This window comes from Bacillus sp. GM2 (assembly GCF_056155945.1).
Genome location: NZ_JBRKSZ010000008.1, coordinates 1,133,474 through 1,151,337 on the forward strand (window position 1 = coordinate 1,133,474; position 17,864 = coordinate 1,151,337).

Genomic DNA, 17,864 nt, shown 5'->3' on the forward strand with positions numbered 1-17,864 from the left:
ATTAACAGCAGCAAAGAGTGCTCTATCAGAAACCAACCTATAAGGTCAAACAGGCAAAGGAGAACAATACCTAATGAGCTGGACCGTCTTAAGCAGCAGGGAAAATGATGAAGTGTGGACAAAGGCGAATCGGGTCGTCAAATGGAAGCCTGGCTTTCAATGTTCAAAGATGAAGCCGCCGCGCCCGTTTATTGTCTATGATGTGTCCGCAGGGTTTAAAGCAGACGGCCGGTTCCTTGCCGATTTGGAGGAGATGATGATCGGCGCCTTCAAGGCGTGTACAGATCCGCTGGAGACGATGTACGCACTCGATTGGCAGCATGAAGGATATATGTTTCGTCCGCACGGACCGCTTCCTAAAGATGAATATGGGGATTGGCCGGTTCCGATCTTTCCAAATGGGGATTACTATTTCTTTTTCCAGCGGAATTTTGAATGGGGCGTGCTTGGCGACCCTTGGCGGAAAACGATGACCGTTTATGGAGAAAAACTGCTCTATCATATTGAACATCATCCGCCGGTTATTTTCAGAAAAGCATAATCAAAAGCCCATCGGACTCATCCGATGGGCTTCCACCTTTTACAGCTCAACCTTATAGAGCGTTTGCTGCTGTCCGCCGCCCGGGCCGCCTCTTGCGCCCTGCTGTCCGGAGCTGTCGGTACTGTTCGTTGTACTGCTGTATTGGTCAGACGAAATTTCGGTTCCGTTTTCTTTGATCCAGGAGACGAGCTCACTGTTGCCTGAGTTGTCACTGATCAGAAAGTATTTTACTTTTCCTTCTTTGACGAGGTTTTTCAGCTCGCTGACCGACAGGATCGGGTCTGTGCCATTGAAGCCTCCGAGCGCCATGACATTTTCGTCGGCATTGATGATATACGGGGCCGCGGTTACCGTTGTCAATGTCGCGAACAGGTACTCTTCACCGGTATTATTTTCCCGGAGGTATGTGAGCAGTCCTGTGTCCACATCCGAGCTGAACATTCCGCCTCCGTTGGAGCTTTGCAGCTGAGGCCCCGATTCAGGAAGAACGCTGTTTCCTCCGTAAAGGATCGGTGTTGCCGACCAATAGACCGGTGTCAAAAGAAGCACGCACAAGCTGATGATGGTGAGCTGCTTTCCGAATGGATGGCTTCGCTTCAGCATCAGTAAGGCGATGGTGACACCAAGCCCCATGATTCCCATGACATACATCCAGGCGCTGCCGATTTGGTTTGTATAAGCACTTAAAATATACACTTGGAATGCTGCCGTTGTCAGAACGGCAGCCGGCAGCAAATAGCTTGCCCAGTCTTTGTGATTTTTGTAAAGGCCGTACATCGCGTACCATCCGATTCCTGACAGCGCGGCGATCGGCGGCGCCAGCATAATCAAGTAATAGTGGTGAAAGAATCCGGCGATGCTGAAGAACCCGGCGACAGGAACGAGCCATGCGGCCCAAAAGATTGTTTCTTTCATTTCGCCCGTTTTTTCGCGGCGGCTGCGGAACCAGCTGATGATCATGCCGATCAGTCCGAATAATGCGAATGGAAGCATCCAGCTGATTTGGCCTGATAAAGCCGATTGGAAGAGCCGCAGCGGTCCTGCGTCACCGGTGCCGAACATGTTCATGCTTTGTCCGCCGCCTTGACCTCCTCCTGGTCCGCCATTGCCTCCGCCCGGTCCGCGACGGGCAGGCGGCTGACTGCCGCCGTTTGCCCATTGTGAACCGTCATCGGTCGCGCTGTCCGTGCCTGGCGGCTGCATCGCGCCGTTTTGTCCATTGGAGCCGCCGGATGAACGGTTTCCGTCTTGAGTTTGCGCATTGCCGTCGGTCGCGCCACTCGCACCCGGCGGCTGCATCACGCCGTTTTGTCCATCGGAACCGCCGAACGAACGGTTTCCGTTCTGAGCTTGGGCATTGCTGTTCGGCTGCTGCATGTCTCCTCCAAAACCGTTCATATCGCCGCGGGCGTTGCCTGTCGTCTGGCCGAGCAGCCGCTCTGTGCCGTTGTAGCCGAAAGCCAGTTCAAGCACGGAGTTGGTTTGGCTGCTTCCGACATACGGGCGGCTGTCGGCTGATGTATAGTCGACAGCAAGCGCCCAAGAAAGCGAAACGCCGGTGAGAACAATAAGCGATAAAACCGCTGACACGATTTTTTTCTTCCAATTCGCATGGGCCGCGATGAGATAAAACAGCAAGAACGCGGGAAGCACCATAAATGCCTGAAGCATCTTCATATTGAACCCGAGGCCGATGAGGCCAAATGCAGCGAGAAGCCAGAGCAGCCTGCCTTGTTTGACCGCCTTCATCAGGCACCATGTACTAAGAAGTAGCGTGAAGACGAGCATGCTGTCGATATTATTCGTTCTGCTTACGGCTACCGCGATCGGCGTCAGCGCCATCACTAGCGCTGAAATGCGGGCGGCGCCTTTTCCGAATTTCGCCTTAATCAGTGCGTAAAGCAGATAGACGGAACCCGCCCCTGCAAGCGCCTGCGGCAAAATCACACTCCACGTATGCACGCCGAAGATTTTCGCACATATAGTCTGAATCCATAAAACGACGGGCGGCTTATCTACTGATACGAATCCGGAAGAGTCGAATGACGCAAAGAAGAAATTGTGGAAGCTTTGCGTCATGCTTTTGACCGCCGCCAAGTAATACTGGTTGGCGGCATCGTCCTGCCAAATGTTATATGTATTCAGAATAAGAGCTGCCAACAAAATAAGAATCAGAATGACATCAAGTTGTTTATTTTTTATTTTCATCATCACTTTCACCTCTTTATGTTCCCTATTCTAGAAGAAAAATATGAACAAGTTATGAATAAAAAGAGAACAATCTATTTTTGTTTGAATGGAAAAAAATAAATATTTTTTGGAAAAAGGTGTGTACTTTTTTATTTTTGCGCTGTATACTGTACTACAACAGAAATATAAAACATAAAACTGTTCTATAAAAAGGAGAGTGACACAAATGAGCATGAAAAGTCCGATGGAATTTTTCAGAACGCTTCCCAAAAAAACTTGCCCTGAATGCGGCGAAAAGATGGAGGAGCAGGCTGAATCTTACTTTATGGAATGCGAGCGCTGTCTTTCCAAAAAAGGCGAGTAAGCAAACTGTTTTATAACAATGCATGTAAAGGGGTAGGGAGACATGAAAACAGAGGAGAAGAGAATTCACATCACCGGATCGATGAACCCGCAGTATGAAGAGATTTTGACAAAAGAAGCGCTGGAGTTTATCGGACGTCTTGAACGCCATTTTGGGGGAAGAAGACGGGAATTGCTGCATTTGCGGACGATCAGGCAGGCTGAAATTGATCAAGGGAAGAATCCCGGTTTTTTGGCGGAAACGAAGCACATCCGCGAGGCGGACTGGACGGTCGCGCCGCTCCCCGGGGATTTGGAGGACCGCAGGGTTGAAATCACCGGCCCGGTCGACAGAAAAATGGTCATCAATGCTTTAAATTCAGGAGCGAAAGTCTTTATGGCCGACTTTGAAGATGCGAACTCGCCAACGTGGAAAAACTGCATTGACGGCCAGGTTAATTTACGGGACGCGGTTCGCGGAACGATTTCCTTTACGAATGAACAAGGCAAACGCTATGAGCTGAAAGAAAACCCCGCCGTCATCATTGTAAGACCGAGAGGATGGCACTTGGAAGAGAAGCATGTGCTGATCGGCGGCAAGCCCGTGTCAGCAAGCTTGTTCGATTTTGGCCTCTATTTTTTCCATAACGCAAAAAAGCTGATCAAAAAAGGAAGCGGCCCTTATTTCTACCTTCCAAAAATCGAAAACCATCTGGAAGCAAGGTTGTGGAACGACGTATTTGTTTATGCGCAAAACGATTTGCGCATTCCGCAGGGCACCATTAAAGCGACGGTTCTCATTGAAACGATCCTGGCGGCTTTTGAAATGGATGAAATCCTCTATGAATTGAAGGAGCATTCAGCTGGACTTAACTGCGGCAGGTGGGATTATATTTTCAGCTTTATTAAGAAATTCAGGAACAGGGATGACGTCATTCTTCCAGACCGCTCAACCGTGACGATGACGGTTCCAAACATGAGAGCCTACTCCCTCTTGGCGATTCAAACGTGTCATAAACGCAACGTCCATGCAATCGGGGGAATGGCGGCGCAAATTCCCGCTAAAGACAAACCTGAGATCAATGAAGCCGCATTTGCCAAAATCCGCGAAGATAAGGAACGTGAAGTAAAAGACGGCCATGACGGAACATGGATCGCACATCCCGGCATGATTCAAACGGCGCTCGATGTATTCAATCAGCATATGCCGTCGGCGAACCAGATTCATAGAAAGCGGGAAGACGTAAAGGTCGAGGAAAAAGACTTGCTGGAAGTGCCGCAAGGCCGGATTACAGAAGCAGGCGTCCGTACTAATATCAGCGCCGGCATCCGTTATTTAGCTTCATGGCTGTCGGGCAGAGGCGCCGCTCCGATTGACCACTTAATGGAGGACGCAGCAACGGCGGAGATTTCCAGAGCCCAGCTTTGGCAATGGATTCGCCATCCGAAAGGGGTTCTTGACGACGGCCGGAAAGTGACCTCCGAAATGGTCAAGATGATGAAAGAGGAAGAAATGCAGAAAATCTTCGAAGAAGCCGGCATAGAACATTTTCGGAGCGGCCGGTTTGAAGAGGCCGGACAGTTATTTGAACAGCTGATTTTGGATGATGAATTCGCGGAATTTCTAACGATACCGGCTTATGAAAATATATAATGGGGGAATGTGCGATGCTGAAAGAAAAACAACTCGCAGAAAGCTGGGAGCATGAAGAACGTTGGAAAGGGATTACAAGGCCGTATCAGGCGGCTGACGTCATTCGGCTGAGGGGCACGCTCGAGATTGAATACACGATTGCAAGGCGCGGCGCCGAAAAGCTGTGGAAGCTTCTCCACACAGAGGATTTCGTCCCGGCGCTGGGCGCTTTGACCGGAAACCAAGCCATGCAGCAAGTAAAAGCCGGATTGAAAGCGATTTATTTAAGCGGCTGGCAGGTGGCAGCCGATGCCAATATGTCAGGGAGCATGTATCCGGACCAAAGCCTTTATCCGGCAAACAGCGTGCCGGAAGTCGTCAAAAAAATCAACCGCACGCTGCAGCGCGCCGATCAAATTCACCATATGGAAGGGAAAGAAGACATCGATTGGTTTGCTCCGATTGTGGCCGACGCTGAAGCGGGCTTCGGCGGCCAGCTGAATGTGTTCGAGCTGATGAAAAGCATGATTGAAGCCGGCGCCGCGGGAGTTCACTTTGAAGATCAGCTGTCGTCTGAGAAAAAGTGCGGACATTTGGGCGGAAAAGTGCTGCTTCCAACGCAAACGGCGGTGCGTAATTTGATTGCCGCGCGTCTCGCCGCAGATGTGATGGGAGTCCCGACCATTCTTATTGCCCGCACGGACGCGAATGCGGCCGACCTGATCACAAGCGACGTCGATTCATATGATGCGCCGTTTTTGACCGGAGAACGAACAGCGGAAGGGTTCTTCAAAACAAAGCCGGGCCTTGATCAGGCGATTGCCAGAGGTTTGGCGTATGCGCCTTATGCCGATTTGATCTGGTGTGAAACGTCTGAGCCGAATATTGAAGAAGCCCGCCGGTTTGCACAGGCGATCCATGAAAAATTCCCGGGCAAACTGCTCGCCTACAACTGCTCCCCTTCGTTCAACTGGAAGGCCAAACTGGATGATAACACGATCTTGAACTTCCAGAAACAGCTCAGTGAAATGGGCTATAAATTTCAATTTGTCACACTGGCAGGCTTCCACGCCTTAAACCACGGCATGTTTGAATTGGCCCGCCAATATAAGCACCGCGGAATGGCGGCGTACTCTGATCTGCAGCAGGCCGAGTTTGCCAGCGAAGTCCACGGCTATACGGCGACAAGGCATCAGCGCGAAGTCGGAACGAGCTACTTTGATGAAGTCGCCCAGGTTGTGACAGGCGGGACTTCATCAACCACTGCACTGAAGGGATCGACTGAAGCGGAACAATTTCAATCATAAAAACGTAAAAAGCCGCCCAATCACGGGCGGCTTGCTTGTTGTCTATCAAGTTAGCAATTGACATCATTGGAAGGGGCGGTAAAAGGGTTTTCCCTAATAACAGTCAGTGTCTGATGATTCTTGTTGGTTCTTTTGGCCGGCCGGTTGTCTTTGCTGAAAGAATAGAACAAATACACAGCCATTGTCAAAATCAAGATAAACATCATCATAAATATCCCCTCCAAATGTTTTGTCTTCACTATATTAGACGAACAAGCCTGCAAAAAGGTTTCAGAAAATTAACATTTTTCCATAAATATTTTACCCGCTGCATCTTCTGTATGAAACCCGGCGGTTTTATACAAGAATAAAACTGAAAAACTCAGGTTGACATCATAATCATTGATGTGTAGAGTAAAAGTTAATGTAATAGGAAGTCCACTAGGGGAGCCGTAAGCCGGCTGAGACAAGAAGCGATCTTGGACCCTTTGAACCTGATCTAGTTCATACTAGCGTAGGGAAGTGGAGCCGGTGTCTTTATGATTTCATCATACAAAGGCCGCTCCATTTTGGGGCGGCTTTTTTGCGTATAAAGCGGCTCGCTCCCCCTGTGCCTTCCTTATAAAACCGATTGCTGAGGAGGCTATCTACATGAGTTTTTCTGCAGAACTGCGCCGCGAGGCAGACCCTATTTTTGAAGCCATTTTTGAGCATCCGTTTGTATTGGAGCTGGCGTCCGGGAGGCTGAAAAAGGAGCAGCTTATTCATTATGTGAAGCAAGATTACGAGTATTTGAACGCTTTTATTCAAATCTACGGAATTGCGATTTCCAAGTGTCAAAACCGGAAAGACATGGAGATGTTTCATGAGCAGATTTCGTTTGTATTAAACAGCGAAGTGCACCCGCACAACAACCTGTGCCGGGCCGCGGGGGTGGCGTATGAATCTCTGCAGGGCTATCCGCTTGCACCTTCTGCCCATCATTATATCCGCCATATGCTGACGGCGGCGCACGAAGGCACGCTGGGAGAGATATTAGCCGTCTTGCTGCCTTGTCCGTGGACATATTGGGAGATCGGAAAAAAATTGATGATGGACGTTCAGCCTGACCCGTCGCATCCATTTTATGACTGGATCTGTTTTTACGGAGACAGAACCGATTCGATCACGACAAAGTTTTGCGCCCGCCTGGATGAATGGGCCGAAACAGCGGGCAAGGCTGAAAAAGAAAAAATGAAGGAGCTCTTTTTGCAAAGCTGTCAGCTTGAATACGGCTTTTGGGAGATGGCTTATACGGTTGAAGATTGGCCTGTGGAAATGGAGGCGGTGAGACGATGAATTGGAACATGAAAGAAGTCGTGATGGCAGTGATCTTGTCTGTTGCATGCGGCGTCATTTACTTAGGATGGTCCACCTTGTGGATCCCTGTTTCAGCTATTGTCGGGCCCGTCGGAGCGAACTTTATGTTCGGCATTTGGGTGATCGCCAGCCCGATTGTCGCTTATATCATCCGTAAACCGGGTGCGGCGCTGATTGCCGAGACGGCGGCTGCGGCGGTCGAACTGCTGACTGGAAGCCACTTTGGGCTGTCAGCATTATTAATCGGTGTGTTCCAGGGAGCCGGTGCGGAAATCGCGTTTGCGATCTTTCGCTATAAGCGTTATAACTTGTTTACCCTTATGCTTTCCGGTGCGCTTGCCGCGGTCGGAAGCATGACATACAGCCTGATGGCGAACGGTTTTGCCTACTATACGACGCAAACGCTGATCTTGACGCTTATCATCCAAATCATCAGCGGCATTGTACTCGGCGGCTGGCTGGCAAAAGCCGTTGTCGAAGCGCTTGCGAAAACGGGAGTCCTGAACCAGTATGAGATCATGAAGGAACAGCGGAAGAAGGATGATGCCGATGCGTTCATTTCTCGGATGCAGTAACCTTTCCGTCCGTTTTTATCATCGTCCTGAAACAGTCCTGGACCGGGTCTCGCTGTCGATTGGGCAGGGCGAAAAATTGCTGATACTCGGTCCGAGCGGAAGCGGCAAATCGACGCTGTTGTCCGTGCTTTCCGGCATCATTCCTGAACATATCGAAGCTGAAGTCACAGGCGAAGTCAATCGCAGAAAGAGCGCCGGCGTTATGTTTCAGGATCCGGATTCGCAGTTTTGCATGCTTCATGTTGATGAAGAAATCGCTTTTAGCCTAGAAAACCGGTCCGTCTCCCGAAAAGATATGGACGGCATCATCTCGGAGCTGATGGAGCAAGTCGGCTTAAAGATAGATAAGAAAACGCCGATCGAAACCTTGTCAGGCGGGATGAAGCAGAGACTGGCATTAGCGTGCCTGCTCGCTCTGGAGCCTGAAGTGCTGTTTTTTGACGAGCCGACGGCGCAGCTGGACCCTGCCAGCCGGAAAGACATCTTTGCCTTGCTTCGTAACGTTTCCCGAAAAAGCGGACAGACGATGGTGTTCGTCGAACACGTGCTGGACGGCTGTATCGAGTGGATGGACCGCGTCATTCTTTTCAATGGAAAGGGACAGATCATCGCTGACGGAAAGCCGGAAGAAATCGTGAAACATTTTCAGCAGGAGATGAAAGCGGCGGGCATCTGGCAGCCGAAACTGTACCCTGCGGTATGGGAAGATGTCATCACACAAGATGATCATCCGCTCGCCGTCAAGCTCTCTTCTACATTGAAAATGAAAGAGGAGGAGGCGAAAAACAGGCCTGCAGCGGACAGAGACATATTGATCCGCGCAGACGACGCGGCGATCGGCTATCGGAAAAAGATCGTGGCCGACGGCATCACCCTTGAGATTCCAAGGGGGGAATGGATTTCGGTCATCGGCGAGAACGGCAGCGGAAAGAGTACGTTTTTAAAAAGTCTGATCAGGCTTGAAGCGGTCAAAAAAGGGCGCCTTTATCTGGAGGATCGGGAGCTGAAGAAATGGTCCGACCGTATGCTCTATGAGAAGGCCGGCTTTGTTTTTCAAAATCCCGAGCTTCAATTTATTCGGGACACGGTGTTTGATGAGATCGCGTTCGGGGCGAGACAGCGGGGCTGGCCGGAGGACCGGGTTGAAAAGAAAACGGCTGAATTGCTGCAGGAATTCGGACTTGACGCTCATCAAAAAGCGCACCCCTTTACATTAAGCCTCGGGCAGAAACGACGTTTAAGCGTTGCGACGATGCTTTTGTTTGACCAGGATCTGCTGCTGCTTGACGAGCCGACATTCGGTCAGGACGAAAGGACGGCGCAAGAATTAATCAAGCGGTTAAAGGAACGGCAGGAACGGGGAACGACGATTGTGATGGTGACGCATGACATGGACATCGTAGACGAGCATTCCGGCCGGGTCATCGTGTTTCATCAAGGGAAAGCGGCATATCAAGGAACGCCGTATCGATTATTCTCTGATCAAGGCCTCGTCCGCCGCTTCTCGTTGATACCGCCGCTTCATTACCGGTTCATGCATGAAAGAAAGGAGAGGGTTCCCGTATGAAAAGCAATGGTTCACTTCTTTCAGCATTGAACCCGAGTGCCAAGCTCTTTTCCCACCTCCTGGTCATGTGCTTGCTCATGTTTGTTTCAAATCCGAAACCGACTCTATTCATTTGGCTGTTTGCGGTTGCCGTCGGAATTTTTTTCGGGGGATGGACTTTGTCTTATTTAAGTAAACGGCTGTTGCCTTATCTCGTCTTTTTTATTCTCGTATTCTGGATGATGGCCGCTTTTGGAAAAGGTGAGGAAACGATTTGGGAATGGGCCTGGTTCCGCGTCACCGAGGAAAGCGTCGGCAATGGACTGACAATCGCGCTCCGGATGCTCGGCTTTGTCACATACGGTCTTTTGTTTACGTCAACAACCGATTTGACGCAGTTTATTATGAGCCTGATTCATCAATGCAGATTGTCGCCTAAATGGGCTTATGGCTTGCTGGCCGGCTTCCGTTTTGTCCCGCTTTTTCAGTCTGAGCTTTCGCAGATGAAGGCGGCGCACAAAATTAGGGGCTATAAGCAAAAAAACAGCTGGAAGGCGTTTATTCGCTATGCGCTGCCTTTGTTTTCGCAAGGCATCCGCAAATCGGAAAGAATCGCCGTTGCTATGGAAGCGAGAGGGTTTACCGGTACAAAAGACCGCACCTACTATCAAACAGCGCGGCTTTCCGGAAAAGACTTCGTTTATTTTGCGGGTCCGGCGTCAGTCGCAGCGGGAATTTTGCTCATTTTTTAAGAAGGTTTTTTACAGGGCCGCACTGCGGCTCTTTTTTTATAAATCGGGCACGGACGGGCATTCTGTAAAATGTAAATATTTCGGACGTTGACTGAAACATATTGACCTAGGCCAAAAAGGTTGTACAATCAATGTGTACCATATGAAAAAAGAAATATAAAAAAATCCCCTTACAAGATGGGAGTGGCGCGATGTGAAAATTGCCAAAGTGATCAACAACAATGTGATCAGTGTTTTAAATGAACAGGGTCAGGAATTAGTGGTCATGGGCAGAGGAATCGCTTTTCAAAAAAAGCCTGGTGAAGCGGTGGATGAATCGAGAATCGAGAAGATTTTCAGGCTTGATAATAAAGATGTATCAGAAAGGTTTAAGACGCTGTTGGACGAAATTCCGATCGAATTTATGGAAATGTCTGAAAAAATTATCTCCTATGCGAAATTAAAGCTCGGCAAGAAGCTGAATGACAGCATTTACGTCTCGCTGACCGACCATATCCATTTCGCCGTCGAACGGCATAAAAAGGGTCTGGATATTAAAAACGCCCTGCTTTGGGAGACGAAACGGCTGTATAAAGATGAGTTCGCCATCGGCAAAGAGGCGCTGGCCATCATTGAAAAGAAGACGGGGGCAGCTCTTCCGGAGGATGAAGCCGCCTTTATCGCGCTCCATATCGTAAACGCCGAGCTGAATGAAGAAATGCCGAACATCGTCAATATTACGAAAGTCATGCAGGAAATTTTAAGCATCGTCAAATATCACTTTCATATCGACTTTGACGAAGAAGCGCTTCACTATTACCGCTTCATTACCCATTTGAAATTTTTCGCGCAGCGGCTGTTCAGCGGAACCTATATGGAAAGCCGGGACGACTTTTTATTTGAAACCGTCAAAAATAAGTACCGCGACGCTTATGTCTGCACGAATAAAATCAAGCAGTACATCGAAAAAGAATACGGCCATCAGCTGACAAACGAAGAGCTTCTGTATTTGACGATTCATATCGAGCGGGTCGTTCATCAAAAATAGAGGATGATGCCAAAATGAAAGCGTTGACAATTGGATAAATGTATGCTACTTTTTACTTACATCAACTTATACAGGTTGTTAGGATTGTTACTGATCATGCAGGCAAAACCTAAATGACTGTGAAGCGGCACTCTTATGCCCTTGTTTCACAGTGATTTAGGTTTTTTTATTTACTTGATGTCTTAACACGGGATTGTTACTGTTCGGCAGGCAAAACCTAAACTAAGCCTTCTTTGACGGGCTCTAGTTTAGGTTTTTTATTTTATAACAGCTTGATAGGGCTTTAGGAGAGACAGGAGATGATCAACGATGGATGTTCAATCAATGGCAAAAAAAATTGTGGCACGCGTCGGCGGGGAGAAAAACGTTGTATCGCTAGTCCATTGCGCGACAAGGCTTCGCTTCAAACTGAAAGACCGTTCCAAAGCAGACAGGGAAGCGCTTGAAAATACGGATGGCGTGGTAACTGTGGTGGAGAGCGGCGGCCAATTTCAAGTCGTTATCGGCAATAACGTTCCTGAAGTCTATCAAGAAATCGGCCGGATCTCTCAACTGTTGGAAGGTTCTGTGGCCGATCACAGTCAAAAAGAGACAGGAAGCCTTGCCGGTAGATTGGTAGATGTCGTATCCAGCATTTTCACTCCGCTGCTCGGCGTCATGGCGGGAGCGGGGATTTTAAAAGGCCTGCTTTTGATTTGCACAAACGCCGGCTGGCTCTCGCCGGAAGAGACGACATATACGATTCTATATGCGGCAGCCGACAGCCTGTTTTATTTCCTGCCTTTGCTGCTCGCCGTTACGGCCGCCAAAAAATTCGGAGCGAACCCGTTCATAGCGCTGACGATTGCCGGGGCCCTGATCTATCCAACGATACTCGAACTGAAAAACAGCGGCGCCCAGACGGAGTTTTTCGGCATTCCGGTCGTCTTGATGAATTATACGTCGACCGTTATCCCGATTATCCTTGCGGTATTTGTGATGAGCTATCTTGAAAGATTATGTATGCGCTTTATTCATGAAAGCGTGAAAAACTTTATCACCCCTTTAATATGCCTGACGGTGATGGTGCCGTTAACTTTGATCGTATTCGGACCGCTCGGTGTTTACACAGGAAACGGGATCGCGGCGGCGATTCTGTCCGTTTTTGATCTCAGCCCGATTCTGGCAGGAGCGATTATCGCGGCCCTATGGCAAATCCTTGTCATCTTCGGCATACACTGGGGGATCGTCCCTGTCATTTTGAACAACATTGCCGTCCACGGCAAGGACTACATCAAACCGGCGACGGCAGCCGCCGTGTTTGCCCAAACAGGAGCCGCATTTGGCGTCATGCTGAAGACGAAAAACAAGAAGTTGAAGGCATTGGCAGGATCTGCTGCCGTTACCGGGATATTCGGGATTACAGAGCCGGCCGTCTACGGGGTGACGCTCAGGCTGAAAAAGCCGTTTGTATGCGGTGTCATCAGTGCGGCGGCAGGCGGAGCCATTATCGGATACTCCGGCAGCGTCGCCCTCGCTTCCGGCGCCCCGGGCTTGTTGACGATTCCGATTTTTTATGGACCAGGCTTTCTCGGCTTCATCATCGGAATCTCAGTTTCATTTGTTTTATCGATTTTGCTCACTTACATTGTCGGTTTTGACGACCCTGTGGACGAGACGAAAGAGCCGCCCGTTGAAAACAGCGGCGGTGAACCAATTTACAGCCCTTTGCAAGGAGAAGTCCTGCCGTTAACAGAAGTATCAGATAAAGTGTTCGCATCGGGGGCGCTAGGAGAAGGAATCGCGGTGCTTCCGTCAAAAGGCGTTGTCACCGCCCCTGCGGACGGCATCGTGACAACGGCATTTCCGACGGGTCACGCATACGGCATAACGTCAGAAAGCGGAGCCGAGATTTTGATTCATATCGGAATGGACACGGTCAGACTCGACGGAAAGCACTTCAATGCTAAAGCGGTGCAGGGGCAAAAAGTGAAACGGGGTGATATACTCGCAGAATTCGATCTGGACGCTTTGAAAGAAGAAGGGTTTGACGTGACAACACCGATCATCGTTACAAATTCCGGTCAATACACGGATATCATTCCAACGGATCAAAAAAAGGTGAAAACTGAAGAACCGATCATCACTTTAATTTCATCACCATGGGAGGAAAATAATCATGAAATATAAAACATTAGCTCAATTTCCGGAAGATTTTTTGTGGGGCGCATCTACTTCCGCTTATCAAGTGGAGGGCGCTTGGGATGAAGATGGAAAAGGGCCTTCTGTCATCGATGCGCGCGAAAGCTACCCGGAAGGGACAACCGATTTTAAAGTCGCAAGCGACCATTACCACCGCTATAAAGAAGATATCGCTTTGTTTGCGGAAATGGGCTTCAAAGCGTACCGTTTTTCGATTGCTTGGACGCGCATCATTCCGGACGGGGACGGCGATATTAATCCGAAGGGCATCGAATTTTACAGCCGTTTGATCGATGAACTCCTGAAGTATGGAATCGAACCGATTGTTACGATGTACCACTTTGATCTGCCGAATGCTTTGCAGAAAAAAGGGGGCTGGTCGGACAGGGCCACGATTGATGCCTTTGAAAAGTATGCGAAGATCCTTTTTGAAAACTACGGAGATCGCGTCAAATACTGGCTGACCATCAATGAACAAAATATGATGATTCTCCACGGGGCTGCACTCGGTACACTCGATCCGAACTTGGAAAATCCGAAAAAAGAGCTATATCAGCAAAACCATCACATGCTTGTCGCACAGGCGAAAGCGATCAAGCTTTGCCATGAGATGCTGTCGGAAGCGAAAATCGGTCCTGCGCCGAATATCGCGCTCATCTATCCCGCTTCTTCGAAACCGGAGGACGTGCTGGCGGCTTTTAACTATAATGCGATCCGCAACTGGCTTTACTTGGATATGGCCGTATTCGGACGGTACAATACAACGGCATGGGCATATATGAAAGAAAAAGACTGCACACCGGTCATCGCCGAAGGAGATATGGATATTGTGCGGTCAGCCAAGCCGGACTTTATCGCATTTAACTACTATACATCGCAAACGGCTGAAGCGAGCAGGGATGACGGCAGCGACACGGCTGCGCGAGGCGGCGACCAGCATTTGCAGACGGGAGAAGAAGGCGTATACAGGGGAAGCAGCAATCCGCACTTAAAGAAAAATGCATTTGGCTGGGAGATCGACCCTGTCGGTTTCCGTTCGACGCTGCGCGAGATCTATGACCGCTATCAGCTGCCGCTGATCATCACTGAGAACGGCCTCGGCGCGTTTGATCAGCTTGAAGACGGAGATGTCGTAAATGACGACTACCGCATCGATTATTTAAAGGAACATATCAAGCAAATTCAGCTGGCGATTACGGATGGAGTCGATGTTTTCGGCTACTCCCCATGGTCTGCCATCGACTTGATTTCAACCCATCAAGGCTGTTCAAAACGCTACGGATTTATTTATGTGAACCGCGACGAATTTGATTTGAAAGACTTGCGCCGCATTCGCAAAAAAAGCTTTTACTGGTATAAAGACTTGATTGCTTCAAACGGCAAAACACTAGATTAAACAAAGAAAGAGGATGTTCAGATAATCTCTGAATATCCTCTTTTTTGTTGTGAAAATGATCATTTTAAAATTTACAGAAAATTTTAAAAATATAAATGTAATTATTTTTAAAGCATGTTACATTCGAAACGTAACGAACAACAATCAGGAAAGGAAGAAAAAATCTATGACATTCAAAGTTGAAACACTTCCAAACTATCGTATTGCTTATATGCGACGAGTTGGTCCGTACGGTCCTGCGAATATTGAGGTAATGGAGGCATTAAAAAAATGGGCTAAGGAAAAAGGTCTTCTTGAGTCCGCCATTCTGTTTGCGATTCCACAGGATAACCCGGAAACAACACCTCCTGATCAGTGTAGATTTGATGCTTGTATTGTGATACCGCGTGATTATCAAGTCGATGATTCAGTATTTGAAGGGGAAATTTCCGGCGGAAAATACATGATTTACGATGTTAAACATACAGCAGAAGATATTCAAAAAGCATATTCTGATATTTTTTCATCTCTGCAAAACAATGAATATCAACTGGACAACAGACCAATGATGGAAAAATACATGGGTGATATGGTGAGCAACCCGTATTGTGAAATATGTGTACCTTTAAAATCGGTTTAATTCGTTTTCTTGTCTAAACTTTGAATTTATTAAAATTACATTTCCCTTTAACGAGCGTTGCGTTTAACTCGCTGACAGACAGGGTAAATCATAAAATAGCAATCCAGATCAACTACATAGGGAATCAGAATGGGGAGGGATGACAAGTGAATAACAATGATGGCCGCCGCAAAGTCAATGAGCACAGCAAGGATCAACAACTCGAACAGTACCGGTCTGACAACAGGGGCAAAAAAATGACGACGAACCAGGGTTTGCGCGTATCTGAAGATGAACACTCCTTAAAAGCAGGCGTGCGCGGTCCGACGCTGATGGAGGACTTTCATTTCCGTGAAAAAATGACCCATTTTGACCATGAACGGATTCCGGAGCGGGTAGTCCATGCGAGGGGTTTTGGCGCGCATGGCTATTTCCAGGTTTACGAGCCGATGACGGAGTATACGAAAGCAAAGTTTCTTCAAGATCCGTCAGTGAAAACACCGGTGTTTGTCAGGTTCTCGACTGTAGCCGGTTCCAGGGGATCGGGTGATACCGTCCGCGATGTCAGAGGATTCGCGACAAAGTTTTATACAGAAGAAGGGAACTACGACCTTGTCGGCAACAACATCCCTGTTTTCTTCATTCAGGATGCCATCAAGTTCCCTGACCTGGTGCATTCCTTTAAGCCGGAACCGAATAACGAAATGCCGCAGGCTTCTACGGCGCACGATACGTTTTGGGACTTTGTCGCCAACAACGAAGAAACGGCTCACATGATCATGTGGGCGATGTCTGACAGGGCGATTCCGCGAAGCTACAGGATGATGGAAGGCTTCGGCGTTCATACGTTCAGGTTTGTAAATGAAGAAGGCAAGGCGCGCTTTGTTAAATTTCACTGGAAGCCCGTCCTCGGCGTCCATTCGCTCGTCTGGGATGAAGCGCAGACAATCGCCGGAAAAGATCCCGATTATCACCGCCGCGATCTGTGGGAAGCGATCGAAAGAGGCGATGAAGTGGAGTATGAGCTCGGCGTGCAAATGATTGACGAAGAAGACGAGTTCAAGTTTGACTTCGATATCCTTGATCCAACAAAGCTTTGGCCGGAAGAAATGGTTCCTGTCAAGATCATCGGCAAAATGACGCTGAATCGAAACCAGGATAACGTTTTTGCCGAAACGGAACAGGCCGCTTTCCATCCGGGCCATGTTGTTCCGGGCATCGATTTCACAAACGATCCGCTTTTGCAGGGCCGGCTCTTTTCCTATACGGACACACAGCTGATCCGATTGGGAGGTCCGAACTTTCACGAAATTCCGATCAACCGGCCGGTCTGCCCGTTCCATAACAACCAGTATGACGGCTATCACAGGATGACGATTAATAAAGGGCCTGTCGCTTATCATAAAATTTGCTGCAAAACAACGATCCGGCGCCTGCTTCAGAAGAAGAAGGCGGATATGTGCACTACGAGGAAAAAGTCGAGGGCAAAAAAATCCGCCAGCGCAGCGAAAGCTTTAATGATCACTATTCGCAAGCGAAGCTGTTTTGGAACAGCATGTCTCCCGTTGAAAAAGAACATATCATTTCGGCGTTCCGCTTTGAAGTCGGAAAGGTCAAAAGCAAGGACGTCCGCCGCCAAGTCGTTCATATGTTTAACAGGGTTGACGGGGAGCTTGCCAAGCAAATCGCTGCGGGTGTAGGTGTAGAGCCCCCTGAAAAAGACGAAGGCTCCAATGTGACGTTCAAATCCCCTGCGCTAAGCCAGGAGAACACGGTGAAACGACCGCAGACGAGGACCGTCGCCATTTTAGCAGAACAAGGTTTTGATGATGAGGACCTCAGCCGGGTGTTGAAAGAGTTCAAAAAAGCCGGCATCATGCCGGACATTGTCAGCTCGGCACTCGGCGTGATCAAAGGGACCGGCGGCACAGAAATAGAAGTCGGAAACACTTTGCAGACGGTCGATTCCGTGCTGTACGATGCCGTTTATATTCCGGGCGGCCAAGAAAGCATTGAACGCCTGCAATTGCATAAAGCCGCATCGGATTTTATCAATGAAGCATTCGGACATTATAAAGCAATCGGAGCCGCAGGCGAAGGGGTCGATCTCCTGCTGTCCGCCGCCGGATCCCATGCGGCTGCACAGCCGGGCATTATCACCTCTCGCGATGATAAGAGCAAAGACGACTTTGGAAAAATACTGGTCGAAGCGATCGGCGAGCACCGCCATTGGGATAGACAAGTTTCATAGTGAAGAGATTTCTAAGCACCCTGTTTCAAGGGTGCTTTTTTAAAATCCAAAGTCTCAAGATCTAGTGAGGCTTATATCCTGGTTCTTTAGTTCGTTGTATATCGTCATCATATTTGTTACGATTTGTCTATGTTTTTACATTATTTTCTGTAGTTCGTTATTTATGTAAGAGAAAAGGGTGATAACA

14 protein-coding genes, 1 pseudogene and 1 riboswitch are annotated in these 17,864 nt (G+C 48.7%); of the genes and pseudogenes, 13 read left to right on the forward strand and 2 right to left on the reverse strand.

Annotated features, from left to right (window positions below):
* Window positions 1-73 precede the first annotated feature (73 nt).
* Window positions 74-541 (forward strand): DUF2716 domain-containing protein, encoded by a 468-nt coding sequence (locus ACVC9U_RS20415; RefSeq protein ID WP_145651000.1) that lies wholly within the window; start codon window positions 74-76, stop codon window positions 539-541.
* Window positions 542-580: 39 nt separating this feature from the next.
* On the opposite strand, the gene ACVC9U_RS20420 is transcribed toward ACVC9U_RS20415, so the two are convergent.
* The gene (locus ACVC9U_RS20420) at window positions 581-2,743 is read right to left on the reverse strand and encodes an ArnT family glycosyltransferase (protein ID WP_441391645.1); all 2,163 of its coding nucleotides are present in this window, start codon (window positions 2,741-2,743) and stop codon (window positions 581-583) included.
* A gap of 214 nt (window positions 2,744-2,957) precedes the next feature.
* Here ACVC9U_RS20420 and yhfH point away from each other — a divergent pair, with 214 nt between their 5' ends.
* Genes yhfH through aceA form a run of 3 tightly spaced genes read left to right on the forward strand, consistent with a single transcriptional unit; the run spans window position 2,958 to window position 6,013 of the window.
* Window positions 2,958-3,095 (forward strand): protein YhfH, encoded by a 138-nt coding sequence (yhfH, locus tag ACVC9U_RS20425; protein ID WP_152846001.1) that lies wholly within the window; start codon window positions 2,958-2,960, stop codon window positions 3,093-3,095.
* 42 nt (window positions 3,096-3,137) lie between these two features.
* On the forward strand, window positions 3,138-4,727 hold the full coding sequence (gene aceB, locus ACVC9U_RS20430) for a malate synthase A (RefSeq protein ID WP_441391439.1): 1,590 nt from the start codon (window positions 3,138-3,140) through the stop codon (window positions 4,725-4,727).
* A 14-nt stretch (window positions 4,728-4,741) separates the two neighbouring features.
* Window positions 4,742-6,013 (forward strand): isocitrate lyase, encoded by a 1,272-nt coding sequence (gene aceA / locus ACVC9U_RS20435; protein ID WP_152846003.1) that lies wholly within the window; start codon window positions 4,742-4,744, stop codon window positions 6,011-6,013.
* A gap of 50 nt (window positions 6,014-6,063) precedes the next feature.
* Here aceA and ACVC9U_RS20440 read toward each other — a convergent pair whose 3' ends face one another.
* Window positions 6,064-6,222: a hypothetical protein gene (locus ACVC9U_RS20440; protein ID WP_243941423.1), complete on the reverse strand. Its 159-nt coding sequence runs from the start codon at window positions 6,220-6,222 to the stop codon at window positions 6,064-6,066.
* A 203-nt stretch (window positions 6,223-6,425) separates the two neighbouring features.
* Window positions 6,426-6,530: riboswitch (TPP riboswitch) on the forward strand.
* Window positions 6,531-6,643: 113 nt separating this feature from the next.
* On the opposite strand from ACVC9U_RS20440, the gene tenA reads away from it, so the two are divergent.
* The 9 genes and pseudogenes from tenA to ACVC9U_RS20485 all read left to right on the forward strand — a co-directional run bounded on the left by tenA (window position 6,644) and on the right by ACVC9U_RS20485 (window position 17,677).
* A complete protein-coding gene (gene tenA / locus ACVC9U_RS20445; protein WP_441391440.1) occupies window positions 6,644-7,330 on the forward strand; it encodes a thiaminase II in 687 nt (228 codons plus the stop codon).
* Window positions 7,327-7,926 carry an ECF transporter S component gene (locus ACVC9U_RS20450; RefSeq protein WP_043925260.1) on the forward strand — a complete coding sequence of 200 codons (600 nt, stop codon included), beginning with the start codon at window positions 7,327-7,329 and terminating at the stop codon, window positions 7,924-7,926. The genes tenA and ACVC9U_RS20450 overlap by 4 nt, the downstream gene beginning before the upstream one ends.
* Window positions 7,901-9,493, forward strand: coding sequence for an ABC transporter ATP-binding protein (locus ACVC9U_RS20455; protein ID WP_441391647.1), 1,593 nt, complete (start codon window positions 7,901-7,903; stop codon window positions 9,491-9,493). Before ACVC9U_RS20450 ends, ACVC9U_RS20455 begins: the two co-directional genes overlap by 26 nt.
* A complete protein-coding gene (locus ACVC9U_RS20460; RefSeq protein WP_441391441.1) occupies window positions 9,490-10,224 on the forward strand; it encodes an energy-coupling factor transporter transmembrane component T family protein in 735 nt (244 codons plus the stop codon). The genes ACVC9U_RS20455 and ACVC9U_RS20460 overlap by 4 nt, the downstream gene beginning before the upstream one ends.
* Window positions 10,225-10,417: 193 nt before the next feature.
* On the forward strand, window positions 10,418-11,251 hold the full coding sequence (gene licT, locus ACVC9U_RS20465; protein WP_243941429.1) for a BglG family transcription antiterminator LicT: 834 nt from the start codon (window positions 10,418-10,420) through the stop codon (window positions 11,249-11,251).
* Window positions 11,252-11,560: 309 nt separating this feature from the next.
* Window positions 11,561-13,420 carry a PTS beta-glucoside transporter subunit IIBCA gene (locus ACVC9U_RS20470; RefSeq protein ID WP_441391442.1) on the forward strand — a complete coding sequence of 620 codons (1,860 nt, stop codon included), beginning with the start codon at window positions 11,561-11,563 and terminating at the stop codon, window positions 13,418-13,420.
* Window positions 13,410-14,828: a glycoside hydrolase family 1 protein gene (locus ACVC9U_RS20475; RefSeq protein ID WP_441391443.1), complete on the forward strand. Its 1,419-nt coding sequence runs from the start codon at window positions 13,410-13,412 to the stop codon at window positions 14,826-14,828. The genes ACVC9U_RS20470 and ACVC9U_RS20475 overlap by 11 nt, the downstream gene beginning before the upstream one ends.
* Before the next feature lie 166 nt (window positions 14,829-14,994).
* Window positions 14,995-15,447 carry an AraC family transcriptional regulator gene (locus ACVC9U_RS20480; protein ID WP_441391444.1) on the forward strand — a complete coding sequence of 151 codons (453 nt, stop codon included), beginning with the start codon at window positions 14,995-14,997 and terminating at the stop codon, window positions 15,445-15,447.
* Between the two features lie 146 nt (window positions 15,448-15,593).
* A pseudogene (locus ACVC9U_RS20485) lies at window positions 15,594-17,677 on the forward strand (catalase).
* Window positions 17,678-17,864 lie beyond the last annotated feature (187 nt).